We start from the raw sequence: 15566 nt of genomic DNA, 5'->3' as shown, positions 1-15566 counted from the left end.
TATCAGGCCGCCAGCTAAGCACGTAGCAGCGGCATCGGGATTGCACGCCTGTGCTGTCTTTTTCGCCAGGAAAAACCGCCTCACCTGGCAAAATTAACAACGATTAACTCGTCAGGCACAGGCACCGGCGCCAAGAATGCAGCCGTCTACACTGCATCCATTCACCGGGAACGCTCCCATCGACTGCGGATACCTGTCATGGCCCGACTTGAGTACTGTGCGCCTCGCTTGCCCGCCACTGGCGGCCTGTGCCCTCGGCGCGAACGCATCGCCAAACAACTGATCCTGGCCAACCTCGGCGAAAGCCTGACCATCGCCGAGCTGGCCCAGGCCTGCGCCCTGTCGCGCAGCCATTTTTCTCGCGCTTTCAAGTGCAGCACCGGGCTGTCGCCCCAGGAATGGATCCGCCAACAGCGCATCCAGCGTGCCAAGGAGCTGATCACCACGTCCTCCCTGAGCCTCACGCAGATCAGCCTGGAGTGCGGGTTCTGCGACCAGGCGCACTTCTGCCACATGTTTACCCGCAGTGAAGGGGTCAACCCAATGACCTGGCGAAATCACCAACTGCGTCACAAGCCCCATGTGATCGCCGCCTAGTGATCCAGACACGCCTGGCCTATGCTGGCCGCCTACCGTTCCCAGAGCATGGCCACCCATGAACGACCTCCGCGATCAGGCCGTGCAGTTCGGCCCCTACCGTATCCACCCGCGCCAACGCCTGGTGCTGGAGGCCGGTCGGCCGCTACGCCTGGGGCGGCGCGCGGTGGATATCCTGCTGATCCTGCTGGAGCAGGCCGGCAACGTGGTGAGCAAGCAGGAGCTGATCGCGCGGGTGTGGCCGACAAGCGTGGTGGAGGACGGCAACCTGCGGGTGCATATGGCGGCCTTGCGTAAAGCGTTGGGCGATGGCCAGGCCGGGCAGCGCTATATCGTCACCGTGGCCCAGCGCGGCTACAGTTTTGTTGCGCCATTGAGCATCGAACCGATGAGCCTACCCAGCGACGGTGCGCCTCAACGCCCGTGCCACAACCTGCCCCTGCGCCGCACTCGCATGATCGGGCGCCAGGCCTTGATCGACCGCCTGGTGCAACAACTGCCCACGCAACGCTTTATCACCCTGACCGGCGCCGGCGGCATCGGTAAAACCACCGTCGCCCTGCGGGTGGCGGAATTGCTGATCGGCCACTACCGCGACGGCATTCACCTGCTGGACCTGGCGCCGCTGAGCACGCCATCGATGATCCTGCCCAACCTCGCCGCCCTGCTCGACCTGGCGCCGGCCGAACAAGGGCCGCTGGTGGCTTTCGCGCGCAGCTTGCAGGAGCGCCAGTTGCTGCTGGTGATCGACAACTGCGAACACCTGCTGGACGACATCGCACTGATCAGCGAAACCTTGCTGCGCCACGCGCCCCACCTGCACATCTTGGCCACCAGCCGCGAAGCGTTGCGCGCCGAGGGCGAGTCGGTGCAACGCCTGGAGCCGCTGGCCTGCCCACCCGCCTCCGGCAACCGTGCCCAGGCCCTGGGTTACCCGGCCTTGCAACTGTTGATCGAGCGGGCCATGGCCCATCAGGACAGCTTTGAACTGAGCGACACCGAGCTGCCCCTGGCCATCGATATCTGCCAGCGCCTCGATGGGATTCCCCTGGCCATTGAACTGGCGGCGGCGCAGATCGAGCGTTTCGGCCTGTCGGGATTGCTGGCGCAAATCAACGATAACGTGCGCCTGCTCAACCGTGGCCAGCGCAGTGACCTGCCCCGTCATCACACCCTGCGCGCAACCCTGGACTGGAGCTTCAACCTGCTCAGTGCCGGCGAGCAAATCTGCCTGCGCCGTCTAGCGGTGTTTCGCGGCGGCTTCAGCCTGGCCAGCGCGACGGCGGTGATTGCCGGCGCAGCGCTCGCCCCGGCCGAGGTACCCGGCTCGATCAGCCAACTGGTGGGCAAATCCCTGCTGAACGTAGAACCCAGCGATGACGATATGGTGTATCGCCTGCTGGACATCACCCGCACCTACGCCCTGGAAAAACTCAGCCTCGCCGGCGAGCTGGACGCCACCCGCGAACGTCACGCGGCGCGTTGCCTGGCGCTGATGGAACAGGCACAGGCCGATTGGTCGCTACTCGCGACCCAGCCGTGGATCGACCGCTACGCCCCGCTGCGCGAAGACATCCGCGCGGCGCTGGACTGGGGCCTCGGCACGGGCGGTGCGTCGGCGCTGGCGATCAAGTTGACGGTCAGCGCCATGCCGCTGTGGCAGGAACTGTCGCTGCTGCGCGAACACGCTTTGTACGTGGGCAAGGCCCTGGCCCTGATGGACAAGGCCCAAGCGCCCTGCCCGCGCCTGGCGATGCAGCTGCAACTGGCCTTGGGCAGCCTGGTTTATCACGCAGTCGGCGGCGCGGCCCAGAGCGGCACGGCATTCGCCGAAGCCGCGCGCCTGGCCGAGCAGAGCCAGGACCTGGGCGGCCAGTTGCGCGCGATCTCCGGGCAAATGGCGGTCGACCTCTGTGGCGGGCGCTATGACCAGGCGCGGGCCCAGAGCGTGCAGTTCGATCGCCTCGATCCGCGCACCGATCCGCTGCTGGGCTTGAGCAATCAGCGCCTGCAGGTGCTGGCCCAGCATTTCACTGGCGACCAGGTCCTGGCCCGCCAGAATGCCGAACAGCTGATCCAGCGCATGGCCCACAGCGGCCACTTGAACCGGTTCGCCCACGGCATCGGCATACAGTACGACCAGAATGTTGCTTCATTGACCGTCCTGGCGCGCATCCTATGGCTGCAGGGTTACCCCGAACGCGCCTGGCGCACCGCCAGCCAGGCATTGGAACTGGCCGTGCAGGTCAACCACGGCACCTCGATCTGCTACACCCTGGCCCTGGCCGGCGTGGTGATCGCACGCTACAACGGCGACCAGACGGCGGCGCAGCGCCTGCAAGCGCTATTGCTGGAACAGTCGCATAAACATGGGGTGCACTTGTTCCAGACCTGGGCCGGGCATTACATCGGCATCATGGAACGCAGCGACCTGCAAGGTCTGGGGCTGATCGAAGACATTCTGATTACGCTCGGCTCCTGCCCGGTCGATGCACAGAACGCCGCGCGTGCACGCACGGGGGCCGCCGGTTGGTGCGCGCCGGAACTATTGCGGGTAACCGCCGAGCAGATGTTGGGCCAGGGCGATATGTTGGCTGCCGAACCCCTGCTGCGCGAAGCCCTCGACCTGGCCAACACCCAAGGCGCCCTGGCCTGGGAACTGCGCAGCGCCGCATCGATGGCACTATGGCAAAGCCTGGGCCGCGCGGATGCCGCCCGCGACCTGCTCAAAGGCGTGTACGAACGGTTTAGCGAAGGGTTCGCGACGCCGGATCTAGTCGACGCTCGCCGCCTGCTCGACCAGTTGCAGGACAAACGGCCGGCCTGAACCCAGCCCCAGGTAATGCCCATAGCCCTGCTGCAAACGTTGCACTTGCCGTGGGTCGCGCAACTGCATCAGGGCATAGCCGCGCAGGCAATTGAGCAGGCGGTAACGCGGCAATCCGGGACCAGGCTCCACGCTGAGCAGCGAGACATTCACCAAGCGTGTCAGCAGGTACGCCAGGTCGGCATGCTCCAGTTCGGTGCCGGCCACCAACGCGCTCAACGTCGGCAAGTTCACCGCGTGCTTGAACAGCCCCAATTGCAGGAACAACCAGCGCTCCGGCAGGCTCAGGCGCTGGTAGGTCCAATCCAGGGCTGCCGCGAGGGACTGATGCCGCTCAACCGCCGTGCGGCGCCCCCGAGTCAAGACCTGTAAGCCCTTGCACAGCTGCGCCTGCACGCCACGCATGCCTAGCGCGTCGACCTGCGCCGCCGCCAGCTCCAGTGCCAGGGGAATGCCGTCGAGGCGCCGCACGATATCGCGCAGCGGCGCCAGATCCTGAAGACGCAACTCAAAGCCTTGCTGCCCGGCCCGCGCGCGCGCCACGAACAGCTGCACCGCCGGGCAGGCCAACGCCTGTTCGACACTGGCCAGTGCCGCCGGTGCGGGCACCGCCAGGCGCGGTACGCGCAGCACCCATTCGCCGGGAAGGTGCAGCGGTTCACGGCTGCTGATCAGCACGCTGACCCGGGGCGCCAGTTCACGCAATACGCGCAGCCACTGCCGGCACGCGACCAATAGCAGGTCAACGCCGTCGAGCACCAACAGCAACTGGCGCGAAGCCAAGTGCCGTCCCAGCTCATGGGCGCTGCTCCCGGCTTGCAGCTGCAGCACCGCGGCCACCTGCTCCAGCATCGCCTTCGGCGTCTGCACCGTGGCCAGGTCGACCCACCATACGCCGTCGCGATAGCGCGGCAAGACCCGCTCGGCCAGGGCCAATGCCAGGGTGCTCTTACCCACCCCGGCGCAACCCGTGAGGGTCATCAGGCGTTGGCCGGACAGGCGCCGCACCAGCACGCCTAATACTTCGTCACGGCCTATCACCGGCGTCAGCCGAGCAACCAGGTTATGGCACGGCGTCGCCACCGAAGGCAGTGCGCCGTGCACCGGTGCCGCGAAGCAATAGCCGCGATGAGGATCATTGAGGATGTAGCGTTGCCCATCGAACGCCCGGCGCAACGCGGCGATGTGCACACGCAGGTTATTCTCTTCCACCACGCTGCACGGCCAGACGCGCTCGATCAAGGTCGCCTTGTCGATGAATTGTCCCGGCGTTTCGAGCAGCACCGCGAGGATGTCCAGCGCGCGCCCGCCAAGCGGCACCGGCCAACCCGCCTTGCTGACCAGGCGTTGCTGGCGGTGAAAGACATAAGCACCAAAGCGCAGTGTGCCATCAGCGTCCATCGACTGAGGGTTGTTCATGTCTCGTCATCGCGCTGAAACACCCGTTCTTGGGCGTTCGCGCATCCTTTTCCATGGGCTTGGCGTTATCTTGCCAGTTGGCGATGACAGGACAATGCTGGCACAGGGAGCGATACGGACAATCCGGTGCGCTAGACGGACATGGTGTCGTTAACTGAACTGTTGTCGGTACTGGGTCGGGGTCAGGCCGAGTTTTTCACTGAAGAGAAAGCGCATATGCCGCACGCTGCCGAAACCGGCGTGGAACGCCACGGTCTTGAGCGGCAGCTCGGTGGTTTCCAATAAGTGCCGCGCGCGGTCGATGCGCGCACCTTGCAGAAAGGCCATGGGCGTCATCTGCACATCCTTGGCGAACAACCGCGCAAAGTGGCGCGCGCTCATATCAACCAGAGCGGCCATGGATTCGACGGTGAAGGACTGTTCAAGATTGGCCAGAACATGGTTCTGCACTCGGGTGATCGGGGTTTCCTGGGGCGCCACGGCCGAGGTCATCGGGCTGAACTGAGCCTGGCCGCCCTGACGCTTCATCACCACCAGCAGCACCTTGGCCACTTCCACCGCCACCTGTTTGCCGTGGTCCTGAGCCACCACCGACAACGCCAGGTCGATGCCCGCGGTGACCCCGCCGGAAGTGATCAGGCGCCCGTCCTGCAAGTAGATGCGATCGGTCTCCACGATAGCCTTGGGGAACGCCTTGATCAGTCGCTCGGTGTAGTGCCAGTGAGTGGTGACGCGATGACCGTCCAGCAGCCCGGCGTAGCCCAGCACAAAGGCACCGGTGCAGATCGAACCGAAGCGCCGCGCCCGTGGCACCGCCGCCCTGAGCCACGGCAGCAACGCCGGGTGGCACTCGTTGTAGGCGCCAGGGCCGCCGGGCACCAGCAACAGGTCATAAGCGTCCAGGGCCTGCTCCAGCAACAGGTCGGCCTGCACCATCACCCCATTGGAGGCGCGCAACGGGCCAGGCTCGGTGCCCAGGGTGAGGATTCGATAATGCTGCGCAGGGGGCAGGTAGCGATTGGCAATAGAGAACACTTCGAGCGGCCCGGCCATGTCGAGCAGGAGGAAGTCCGGGAACAGCGCCATGGCCACGGTTTTCATTGTGCGGAGGGTCCATAGAGAAGAAGGCGGCGCTCATTATTGCACGCTCGCAACTGTCAACCGCAAGTGGACAGTTATTCAGTTTTCATCTTCTTAATGAATTAAAAGACAACCAGTAACCTTCTCCTCAACGCCAGCGCACTGCATGTCGCAGACCGCGCTCACTTGAGGACAAAGACCATGCTGACCCTACGCAAAGCATCCGAACGCGGCGCCGCCAATCATGGTTGGTTGAAGTCGTTCCACACCTTCTCGTTCGCCAACTACTGGAACCCCGCCGAGCAGGGTTTTTCCGACCTGCTGGTGATCAACGATGACCGCGTCGCCGCCGGCAAAGGCTTCGGCCAGCACCCGCACCGCGATATGGAGATTTTCTCCTATGTGCTCGAAGGCGCCCTGGAGCACAAGGACACCTTGGGCACCGGCTCGGTGATCCGCCCCGGCGATGTGCAACTGATGAGCGCCGGCAGCGGCGTGGCCCACAGCGAGTTCAACCACAGCCAGACTCGAGGCGTGCACTTCCTGCAAATCTGGATCGTGCCCTCGGTGGCCGGCGCAGAGCCGCGCTATCAGCAAGAGCACTTCAGCGAAGCGCAGAAACGCGGACGCTTGCAGTTGATCATCTCGCCGGACGGCGCCGACGGTTCCCTCAGCGTGCGCCAGGACGCACGGGTCTACGCCGGGCTGTTCAACGCCGAGGAAACCGCGACGCTGGACCTGCCACCGGCGCGGCATGTGTACATCCATGTGGCTCGCGGCAGCGTTGAGGTCAACGGCCAGCGCCTGGAAGAAGGCGACGGCGCCCGGGTGCGGGATGAGCGCCAGATTCGCCTGAGCCAGGGCGAGGACGCCGAGGTGTTGGTGTTCGACCTGCGCCCTCAGGAACTGCCACAGATGCCATGACCGACCGCGCGGTGGCCCGGAAAACCGGGCCATCGCTGGCGTCGATAGTCACCATCAGCCCAATGAAGTTCTCTTAAAAAAAGCAACGCGTAACATCCAACCCATACACAGCAACACCCCAACTTAATGACTCGGAGCACACTCTCATGAAACGCCAACTCTTGCTTAGCCTTGCTTTCTCGGTACTCGCTGCCAACGCATTCGCTCACCCCGTGGTGGCCGAAGGCGGCGCCGATCGCCTGATGGAAAACCGTGTCGCCGAAGGTGGCGCCGACCGTTTACAGGAACGTGGCCTGGCTGAAGGCGGCGCGGATCGCTTGCAGGAACGCGCTCTGGCCGAAGGCGGTGCGGATCGCTTGCAGGAACGCGCTCTGGCCGAAGGTGGTGCGGATCGCTTGCAGGAACGCGCTCTGGCCGAAGGTGGTGCGGATCGTTTGCAGGAACGCGCTCTGGCTGAAGGCGGTGCGGATCGTTTGCAGGAACGTGCTCTGGCCGAAGGCGGTGCGGATCGTTTGCTGGACAACCACGCTTAACCCCTCGCTGTTTGCGAGGCACCCCAAACCGGCCTGATCAGCCGGTTTTTTTCGTCTGGAGTTGCGCTCAATTCACCCAATTGCACGATTTGCCTGAAATCAGTCATTTGCGGACCTACCCCAGCCCTCGTCTGCTTATTAAAGTGCCGCTTTTGATCAAGGCTCGGATGGACTGATGAATCTGTGGTTTCGCTTGCTGTATATGCTGTGCCGTCGCCCGTGGCGCACACCTGCCCATGGCCTGGCCACCACGGTGGTGCGGATGCGCGTCTGGCCTCTGGACCTGGACATCAACCGGCATGTCACCAATGGTCGTTATTTCACCCTGGCGGACGTAGCGCGCATGGACTTCGTGCTACGCACCGGCGCCTTTCGCGTCGCCCTGCGGCATAAGGCATTGCCGATCGTGGGCGATACCTGGGGCAAATTCCGTCGCGAATTGAAACTGTTCGAAGCGTTCGAAGTGCACACCCGCATGCTCGGCTGGGACCATAAGTGGAGCCTGATGGAACATCGTTTCGTCAGTCGCGGCCGCGTGGTTGGGGTGGTGGTAATGCGCGGGCTATTCCGCTCGGCCAAAGGCACCTTGCCGCCGAGTGAGTTTGTTCGGGAACTGGGGCTGGAAGAAGCTTCGCCACCGATGCCGCAGTGGCTGCAGGACTGGGCACACAGCTGCGACGAGATGAGTGCGCAACTGCGTACTGAAGAGCAAATCGACTAGGCATATTTTCGTGACAGGAACGCCGTCAAAACTGTGGGAGGGGGCTTGCCCCCGATGGGGCCTGCTCAGTCGATACCTGTGTTGCTGACCCACCGCTATCGGGGGCAAGCCCCCTCCCACCTTGGTTACCGCTGGCCTTTGGATGGATGTAAAACCGGGCGACCGAGCCGGGGGCCACTGTGCTCAAGTCAACGCCTGTCAAACCTGTGGGAGGGGGCTTGCCCCCGATGGGGCCTGCTCAGTCGATACCTGTGTTGCTGACCCACTGCTATCGGGGGCAAGCCCCCTCCCACCTTGGTTACCACTGGCTTTTGGATGGGTGTAAACCCTGGCGACCGAGCCGGGGACCACTGTGCTCAAGTCAACGCCGTCAAACCTGTGGGAGGGGCTTGCCCCCGATGGGGCCTGCTCAGTCGATACCTGTGTTGCTGACCCACTGCTATCGGGGGCAAGCCCCCTCCCACCCTGGTTACCGCTGGCCTTTGGATGGATGTAAAACCGGGCGACCGAGCCGGGGACCAGTGTGCTCAACTCAACGACGTCAAACCTGTGGAGGGGGCTTGCCCCCCGATGGGGCCTGCTCAGTCGATACCTGGGTTGCTGACCCACCGCCATCGGGGCCAAGCCCCCTCCCACCTTGGGTTACCGCTGGTCTTAGGACTGGCGCAAGGCCCGGTCGGTCATTTGATGCGGTAGTGAAAGGTATTGCGCACCGCCGGCACGGCCACGGCCTTGCCATCAACGATCCTCGGCTGGTAGCGGAAGGTGTTGGCAGCCGCCAACGATGGGCGGATAAACAACGGGTGGCAGCCGTCCAGTACTTTGGGATTTTCCACGCGGCCCTGGGGGTTGACGGTGTATTCCACCGAGCAGTCGCCTTCGATGTTTTTGTCCAGGGCCCGTTCGGGGTATTCCGGGGCTTCCTTGCTCAATGGCATGTATTGGCGGCTGTCGAAAGCCGGAGCCGGCGCAGGGGTGGCGGCGCGGGCTGTTTCGGCGGCCTGGCGTTGTTGGGCCTGGCGTTGCTGTTCCTGTTCACGCTCGCGCTGTTCGCTGGCCAGGCGCTGCTGTTGTTGCTGCTCTGCTTTCTTTTCTTCGACACGCTTGCGCGCCAGGGCGGCTTTTTCAAGCTTTTGTGCCTGCACACGAGGATCGACTGCGGGTTTGACCGGCGTTGGCAGTACCACCGGTTCCGGCGCTGGCGGCGTCACCGCAACCGGTTCGGGGGCCGGCACTGGGACCGGCGCCGGGGGCAGCATCACCAGTTGGGTGTGCATCACGCTCGGGGCCTCCGGCGTGGGCGGTTGTGGCGCCCAGCCCAGCATCAACAGCGCCAGCACAATCACATGCAAGGCCACCGCCAAACCGGCGGCCAGGCTGTTGCGCCAAAAGCCCGAAGGCGCCGCGGAGGCCATCGGCAAGGTGGGACTGTGCATGATCATCGCCGTCATTGCGGGGCCTCGGTCACCAGCCCCAGCTTGCTGACACCGCCCTTTTGCAACACCGCCATGGCAGCCACCACGCGGCCATACCCGGCATTGTCATCGGCGCGGATATACACCTGGGTGTCGCTGCGCGCCGCCACCACCTGCGCGACCTTGGCGCCCATTTCTTCCAGGCTCACCGCGCTGTCGGTCTGGTGCTGGGTGTCCAGTTCCTCGCCGAGGTTCCAGTAGTAACCGCCGTCGGCCTGCACCGACAAGGTCAGGATTTGCTGGCGGGTGTCGGTGGCCAGCGCCTCGGCGGCAACCTTGGGCAGTTCGATCTTCACGCCCTGGGTCAGCATCGGCGCGGTGACCATAAAGATCACCAGCAGCACTAGCATCACGTCGATATATGGCACCACGTTCATTTCGGCCTTGGGCCCGTGCTTGCGTTGTGGCCTGACTAACATGGGAGTACTCCTGCTCAGGCGGCCGCGGCCAGGTTGATCGGCGTACCGCGCAGGGTGCGATGCAACCGCACTTGCAGCTCGTTGCCAAAGGCGTAATAGCGGGTGAGCAAGGTCTGGCTGCGCGCCGAAAAGCGGTTATACGCAATCACCGCCGGTATCGCCGCAAACAGGCCGATGGCCGTGGCGATCAACGCTTCAGCGATCCCCGGCGCCACCGTGGACAATGTGGCCTGTTGCACCTGGGACAAGCCGAGGAACGAATTCATGATGCCCCACACGGTGCCGAACAAACCGATATACGGGCTAACCGAACCCACGGTGGCAAGGAACTGCAAACCTTTTTCCAGCTCGATTTCCTGCGCGGTGATCGCCACCTGCAAGGCCCGCTCCACCCCTTCGAGCACCGCCGGATCATGGCTATGCAGGTGCTGGTATTCCTGGACCCCGGCGATGAAGATCGGCGCCACTCCACCCTCGCCCGCCTGCAGGGTGTCGCGGTACAGCCCGTGCAAATCCGGCGCCGCACGAAAGCGTTGCACAAAGCCGTTCAACTGCCGCTCCAGACGCCGCAGCACCGTGCCGCGCTGAATAATCAGGTACCAGCTGCACAACGAGGCCAGCAGCAAAGTGACCATCACCGCCTTGACCAACAGGCTGGCGTCGCTGATCAAGCCCCAGATCGTCATATGTTCCATCGTCGCGTGCATGGTGAATGTCCTCTATCCGTTTAACGTGCAGTGATTAAAAAGTCATGACAGCTCAAGGCAACTTCAACGTGCGGGTCACATCGGCCCAGGGCACGAACTTGAAGTTCTGGGTTTGCTCAGGCATGCGTTTGCGCCCGTCCTGCACCACCAGCAGGCCTTGGTTCCACGGCCCGCCGAGGTTGACGGCGGTGACTTCCAGGCCATCGGTTTCCGATGCGCCGTCGATACCGGCAGCGGCGTTCAGGCCGACCCGGAAGGCCCCGCGACTGGCGAACGGCGGCTCGGCATCCAGCACCAGGTAGCTGTCATTGCCCTGGCTGGAGATCACCAGGTAGTCATGCTGCGCACTCTGGTACAGCGCCAGGCCCTCGACGTCCGCGTGCAATTGTTCGCCGACCTTGATCACGCTGGTTAGCGTCGCCGGTTGATCGGCACGGGCATCCACCGCCCACACGCCCACGTCTTCTTCGCCGATAAACAAGCGCTGGCGCTGGTCGTCGGCGACGCAGCCTTCAGGCTGGCTGTCGACCTTGAACTGGCGCACGAGCTCACCCTGCACGCGCCCGTCCGGGGCGCTGAGGCGGTATTGCAGGAAGGTGCCGTCCTTGCCGTTGGCGATCGCATAAATGTCGCCGCCGGCGGGCTGGAACAGGCACATGCCGTAGATCTCCTTGAGCGGCGTCGGCACTTCACCAGCCTCGCGCAACTCGCCGGTCTGCCGGTCGATGCTGAACAGGCTCAGGCTGTTGCGATCGCGATTGCTTGCCACGGCCAGGTCCACCGTCTGCTGGCCAAGCTTGAAACGCGGGCGCACGTCGACGTTGTTCAAGCGCCCCACCGCCAGCTCTTGCAGCAGCTTGCCATCAAGGTCGTAGGCCAGCAGGCCCTGTTTTTTGTTGGTGCCGAGCACGCGGCTCTGCCCAGGGTGCTCTGGGTGAACCCAGATCGCCGGGTCATCCGCCGCGTCGCCCTGACGCCCCACCGGCTCGCTCTGGCGCAGCGCGGCGACCTCCGGCAGCACCGGCGCGACCGGCACGGGTTTGGCCTGCCAGTCGAGGGTACCTTGGTACAGTTGGCCGCTGTCGTCGTCGCGTACCAGCAATTGCCGACCGTTGATTGCCAGTTGCTCCGGCTCCTTGAGGCCGGGCAGACCCAGGCTCGGTTGCTCTACCCAGCGCGCGCCGGAGGACTGAAACAGGTGCAACTGCGCGGTTTTCGGGTCCAGGGCGACCATCCCCCCCGGTACCAGCGCCATGGCCCCGGCTTCACGCTTGGAATCATCGAACAGCGCCACCGGCGTGCGTTTCACCGCGGCTTCGGGATGCGCCGGGTAGGCCCACCAGCCGACGTTTTCTTCGTTCACCACCAGTTGCTGCGTGGCGTCGTCCACCTGGCAGAACTGCGCCGACGGCGGCAACGGCACCCCACGCACACGGCGGGCTTCAGCGAGCAGCGTCGAGCCATTGCCTACCAGCCATTGCTCGCCCTTGCCCTCCTCCCCGACCAGGAACACAAACAGGTTGGCCGCCGCGTCGCGGTACAGGCACAGACCGTTTACCGGAAAGTCGCGGGGCGGCAGGTACAGCGGCTGGCCCCAGGTTTTAGCGGCGGTATCGAGGTTGATCAGCAGTGCCTGCTGGCGGTCGTTGTCGAGGCTGGCGACCACTGCGTGGGGGCCAGTGGCGCGTGTATCGAGGCTGCTGAAGTGACCGTTGAAACGCGCCAGTTCGGCGCCCTTGCTGTCGAGCAATTGCAGACCGTCACGCGGGCTGGCGGTGAGGCGCGTCTGACCGTCGGGCAGGATGGCCACGGCTTCGGCCCTCAGGCTGGGGCCCCAGGGCGTCAGGGCCAGATCGGCGGCGAAGACGGGGCCGCTGGTGGCCAGGGCGATCAGCAGGTACAGCTTGGAAATTCTCATGAACGAACAAATCCTTCGGAAAAATGCAGAACGCTGTGGGCTTGGGGGGCTTCAGTGGGTCAGCTACTGATGCGTCAATTGCCAGGCCCTCATCGGGGGCAAGCCCCCTCCCACATTGGAATTGAGTGAGTTAGAAATGCGTGAAGGTCAGGCCCACTTTGTAGGTGGGGCCGTACTCTTCGTACTGGCCGTTGTAGCTGCGGTGGCCGGTGTAGACGAAGTACGACTCATCGGTAAGGTTCTGGGCCTCGAAGCTGACTTGCAGGTTCTTGCTCAGTGAATAGCGCGCGCTGAAGTCGACGAAAGTCTGCGCGTCCACATGCAGGTCATGGGCCTTGTCGTTGATCGACGCCAGCTCATACAGGTAGGCCGATTTGTAGTTGGCCGACAGGCGCAGGCTGAGCTTGTCGTCTTCCCAACCAAGCATCAGGTTGCCGACGGTGTCCGACTGGCTGGGCAGGCTGATGTTGCGCTTGCGGTGAGTGCCACTGGCAGCGTCGAAGCCTTCGATGTCCGCGCTGGAGCGGCTGAATGTGCTGTTGGCGCCCACCAGCAGGCCATTCCACGGCGCCGGCAGCCAATCGAATTTCTGCGAGTAAGCCAGCTCCAGGCCATACAGCTTGGCGCTGTCGCCATTGGCGTAGGTGTGGGCCTCGGCGAAGTTGGTCCAGGCCCCGGTACCGGCCAGGTCGGTGTTGTAGACGAAATTCTGGATGTCCTTGTAGAACACAAACGCCGAGACGGTGCCGGCACGCCCCATGAAATGCTCGATGCCCAGGTCCAGGTTGCTCGATTCCAACGGCTTGAGGTCCGGGTTGCCGAAGGTGGCCTCGTCATCGTCGATCACAAAACCCGGCGCCAGTTGGCCGAAGGTCGGGCGCACCACGGATTTGGTCCAGGCTGCACGCACCTGGGTGTTCTTGTCGATCTGATAGCGCGCGTGCAGGCCCGGCAGCCAATGGTGGTAGCGGCGCCGGGTGTCGGTGGCGGTGAACTGACCGTCGGTGGCGCCGGTGCCCTTGGCTTCGAACTCGGTGCCTTCGTAGCGCAGGCCGGCGATAAAGCGCCAGTCGTCGATATCGATCGTGTTCATCAGGTAACCGGCGTTGATGTCTTCACGCATAGTGAAGTCGTTGACCCGGGATTCGGTCTCGTCATAGAAGTCCGCACGGTTGAGGCCGCCGATCAACTGCTTGATGCCGCTGGCGCTGATGCCAGGGCCGTAGTTGCCCAGGCGATAGTCGACGTTGCCTTTTTGAAATTGCGTCAGGCTGAGCTGCTGGTCGGTGAAGCCCAGGCTGTCGAAATCCTTGTAGACCCAGGCTTCCAGGTCGTTGTCCTTGTTGCGCCGGCTGACCTTGCCGCCGAATTTGACCTGGGACGCATAGCCGCTCAGGTCGTAGTCGCGGGCCAGGTCCAGGCGCAGGTTTTTCTCGGTGTCTTTGGTGTTCTGTTTTTCCCAGTCGACTTTGTCGAGGGTGAAGTTGGCCGGGTCGTAGAAGGCGCTGCCGATGATCGGGCGCGGTTTGTCTTTGTCATAGAAACCGCTGTTGGCGAAGTCACCGCCGTCGAAGGTGGCGCCGGCAATATGCGCGGGGCTGTCTTCGCTGGACTGGCTGTAACCGGCCTGGCCACTGAGGGTCCACAGGCCGAGCATGCGTTCGCCGCCGAACACGTAGGACTGAATCTCCTGGGTCTCTTCGCGGTTCTTAAGCTTGCGCTTGCCCTCGGCCTCGCCCAACTGGCCGGGTGCCTGCGGGTCGGCGAATTCCAGGCTGGTGGAGTTGCGGGTCTCGGTGTCCGTGTAGCGGCTGTACAGGGTGCGCAGGTAGTAGCTGCTCAGGTCATCGGGTTTGTAGTCGAAGTTCAGGCCACCGCCGGCGCGTTCGCGGCTGATGTCGTAGTCGCGCTGTTCGAACTCGTTGAGCCTGGCACCGTCGGTGAAGTCCCAGGCGCCGCCGGTCTCGACGTTGTCCGAGCCGAAGTCGCGCTTCTGCCAGCTCAGCGCCGCGGCCACGCCGAAGTTGTCGATACCATCGCCGAGGCTGAAGCGGTTACTGGCGGCCCCGGAGAATTTGGGGCTGGTCTGGCGAGTGTTCTTGTCGTAGCTGGCTTCGCTGCTGCCGGTGTAGAACAGGCCTTTGTGATCGAAGGCCGACAGGCTTTGCACATCGACGGTGCCGCCCAGGGAGTTGGCGTCCATGTCCGGGGTGAGGGTCTTGATCACCGACAGTGACTGCACCAGCTCCGACGGCAACACGTCCAGGGCCACGGCGCGGCGTGCGCTTTCCGGGGCGGGCACCAGGGTGCCGTTGATGGTCACGCTATTGAGGTCCGGGCCCAGGCCGCGCACGCTGACGAAACGCCCTTCGCCCTGGTCGCGTTCCACACTGATGCCCGGCAGACGTTGCGCCGCTTCGGCGACGTTCTCATCCGGCAACTGCGCCACGCCGTCGGCATGCACCACGCTCTTGATGCTGTCGGCGCTGCGCTGCTCCTTGAGCGCCTGGCTGATCGCGGCGGCCTGGCCGACCACGTCGACATGCTCGGTGGTGGCCGCGTCGGCCGCATAGAGCCGCTCGCTGGCTATCGCCAGGGCCAAGGCGGTAAGCGTGAAGCTGACGAGCCCGGTGCGCTTGTACATGCAATCCTCCCCAAGAATCCGTTCGACGCCAGGCAAAAGGCCCGGCAACTGGGAGGGCACGCTAGGGGTGGGGGATGACGGTTCTGTGACAGCGATCGGCGTAAAGCCCTGTAAACCGCGGCTTTCAGCCATGTGCTGAGATGAAATGAGCTGATATGACCTGCAAATCTCCCCTGTGGGAGGGGGCTTGCCCCCGATGGCTGTCTAGCAGCCAACAGATATGCCAGCTATCCCACCGCCATGAAGGGCATAGGTATCTACATAGCAGGAGAAAATGAGGTTGTTGTGGTGAGCAGGCTTGC

At 63.9% G+C, this 15566-nt stretch carries 12 protein-coding genes; 5 read left to right on the top strand and 7 right to left on the bottom strand.

The genetic code is table 11. From position 1 onward, the window contains the following. Positions 1–198: 198 nt before the first annotated feature. A complete protein-coding gene (locus tag YA0848_RS20325) occupies positions 199–597 on the top strand; it encodes a helix-turn-helix domain-containing protein (protein WP_034098366.1) in 399 nt (132 codons plus the stop codon). A 58-nt stretch (positions 598–655) separates the two neighbouring features. After that, positions 656–3424, top strand: coding sequence for an ATP-binding protein (locus YA0848_RS20320; RefSeq protein WP_198712253.1), 2769 nt, complete (start codon positions 656–658; stop codon positions 3422–3424). Here the strand turns inward: YA0848_RS20320 and YA0848_RS20315 are convergent. Continuing rightward, complete coding sequence (locus tag YA0848_RS20315) at positions 3371–4843, bottom strand: winged helix-turn-helix domain-containing protein (protein ID WP_169903132.1); 1473 nt, start codon at positions 4841–4843, stop codon at positions 3371–3373. The genes YA0848_RS20320 and YA0848_RS20315 overlap by 54 nt on opposite strands. A 150-nt stretch (positions 4844–4993) precedes the next feature. Beyond that, complete coding sequence (locus YA0848_RS20310) at positions 4994–5944, bottom strand: GlxA family transcriptional regulator (RefSeq protein WP_034098372.1); 951 nt, start codon at positions 5942–5944, stop codon at positions 4994–4996. 180 nt (positions 5945–6124) lie between these two features. On the opposite strand from YA0848_RS20310, the gene YA0848_RS20305 reads away from it, so the two are divergent. From YA0848_RS20305 to YA0848_RS20295, 3 genes are all read left to right on the top strand, one after another. Next, positions 6125–6847 (top strand): pirin family protein, encoded by a 723-nt coding sequence (locus tag YA0848_RS20305; protein WP_034114006.1) that lies wholly within the window; start codon positions 6125–6127, stop codon positions 6845–6847. Between the two features lie 146 nt (positions 6848–6993). Then, entirely contained in the window at positions 6994–7380 is a 387-nt protein-coding gene (locus YA0848_RS20300) for a hypothetical protein (protein ID WP_169903133.1), read from the top strand. Positions 7381–7555: 175 nt separating this feature from the next. Continuing rightward, on the top strand, positions 7556–8101 hold the full coding sequence (locus YA0848_RS20295) for an acyl-CoA thioesterase (RefSeq protein ID WP_169903134.1): 546 nt from the start codon (positions 7556–7558) through the stop codon (positions 8099–8101). A gap of 680 nt (positions 8102–8781) precedes the next feature. On the opposite strand, the gene YA0848_RS20290 is transcribed toward YA0848_RS20295, so the two are convergent. From YA0848_RS20290 to YA0848_RS20270, 5 genes are all read right to left on the bottom strand, one after another. Then, positions 8782–9552: an energy transducer TonB gene (locus tag YA0848_RS20290; protein WP_040268579.1), complete on the bottom strand. Its 771-nt coding sequence runs from the start codon at positions 9550–9552 to the stop codon at positions 8782–8784. After that, entirely contained in the window at positions 9549–9995 is a 447-nt protein-coding gene (gene tolR, locus YA0848_RS20285) for a protein TolR (protein ID WP_169903135.1), read from the bottom strand. The genes YA0848_RS20290 and tolR overlap by 4 nt, the downstream gene beginning before the upstream one ends. A gap of 14 nt (positions 9996–10009) precedes the next feature. Then, positions 10010–10702 (bottom strand): protein TolQ, encoded by a 693-nt coding sequence (gene tolQ / locus YA0848_RS20280; RefSeq protein WP_034098384.1) that lies wholly within the window; start codon positions 10700–10702, stop codon positions 10010–10012. A gap of 52 nt (positions 10703–10754) precedes the next feature. After that, entirely contained in the window at positions 10755–12620 is a 1866-nt protein-coding gene (locus YA0848_RS20275) for a phytase (protein ID WP_169868710.1), read from the bottom strand. Positions 12621–12750: 130 nt separating this feature from the next. Continuing rightward, on the bottom strand, positions 12751–15264 hold the full coding sequence (locus tag YA0848_RS20270; RefSeq protein WP_040268583.1) for a TonB-dependent receptor: 2514 nt from the start codon (positions 15262–15264) through the stop codon (positions 12751–12753). Positions 15265–15566 lie beyond the last annotated feature (302 nt).

This window comes from Pseudomonas sp. S4_EA_1b, from assembly GCF_016307435.1.
In the GTDB taxonomy this organism is placed as follows: domain Bacteria; phylum Pseudomonadota; class Gammaproteobacteria; order Pseudomonadales; family Pseudomonadaceae; genus Aquipseudomonas; species Aquipseudomonas rhodesiae.
This window is presented reverse-complemented; position numbering and strand designations above follow the sequence as displayed.

Coding starts and splice junctions, on each gene's coding strand:
- YA0848_RS20275 (WP_169868710.1), bottom strand. CDS start 12,620: ATGAGAATTTCCAAGCTGTACCTGCTGATCGCCCTGGCCACCAGCGGC.
- YA0848_RS20270 (WP_040268583.1), bottom strand. CDS start 15,264: ATGTACAAGCGCACCGGGCTCGTCAGCTTCACGCTTACCGCCTTGGCC.
- YA0848_RS20290 (WP_040268579.1), bottom strand. CDS start 9,552: ATGACGGCGATGATCATGCACAGTCCCACCTTGCCGATGGCCTCCGCG.
- YA0848_RS20305 (WP_034114006.1), top strand. CDS start 6,125: ATGCTGACCCTACGCAAAGCATCCGAACGCGGCGCCGCCAATCATGGT.
- YA0848_RS20315 (WP_169903132.1), bottom strand. CDS start 4,843: ATGAACAACCCTCAGTCGATGGACGCTGATGGCACACTGCGCTTTGGT.
- YA0848_RS20320 (WP_198712253.1), top strand. CDS start 656: ATGAACGACCTCCGCGATCAGGCCGTGCAGTTCGGCCCCTACCGTATC.
- tolR (WP_169903135.1), bottom strand. CDS start 9,995: ATGTTAGTCAGGCCACAACGCAAGCACGGGCCCAAGGCCGAAATGAAC.
- tolQ (WP_034098384.1), bottom strand. CDS start 10,702: ATGCACGCGACGATGGAACATATGACGATCTGGGGCTTGATCAGCGAC.
- YA0848_RS20300 (WP_169903133.1), top strand. CDS start 6,994: ATGAAACGCCAACTCTTGCTTAGCCTTGCTTTCTCGGTACTCGCTGCC.
- YA0848_RS20325 (WP_034098366.1), top strand. CDS start 199: ATGGCCCGACTTGAGTACTGTGCGCCTCGCTTGCCCGCCACTGGCGGC.
- YA0848_RS20295 (WP_169903134.1), top strand. CDS start 7,556: ATGAATCTGTGGTTTCGCTTGCTGTATATGCTGTGCCGTCGCCCGTGG.
- YA0848_RS20310 (WP_034098372.1), bottom strand. CDS start 5,944: ATGAAAACCGTGGCCATGGCGCTGTTCCCGGACTTCCTCCTGCTCGAC.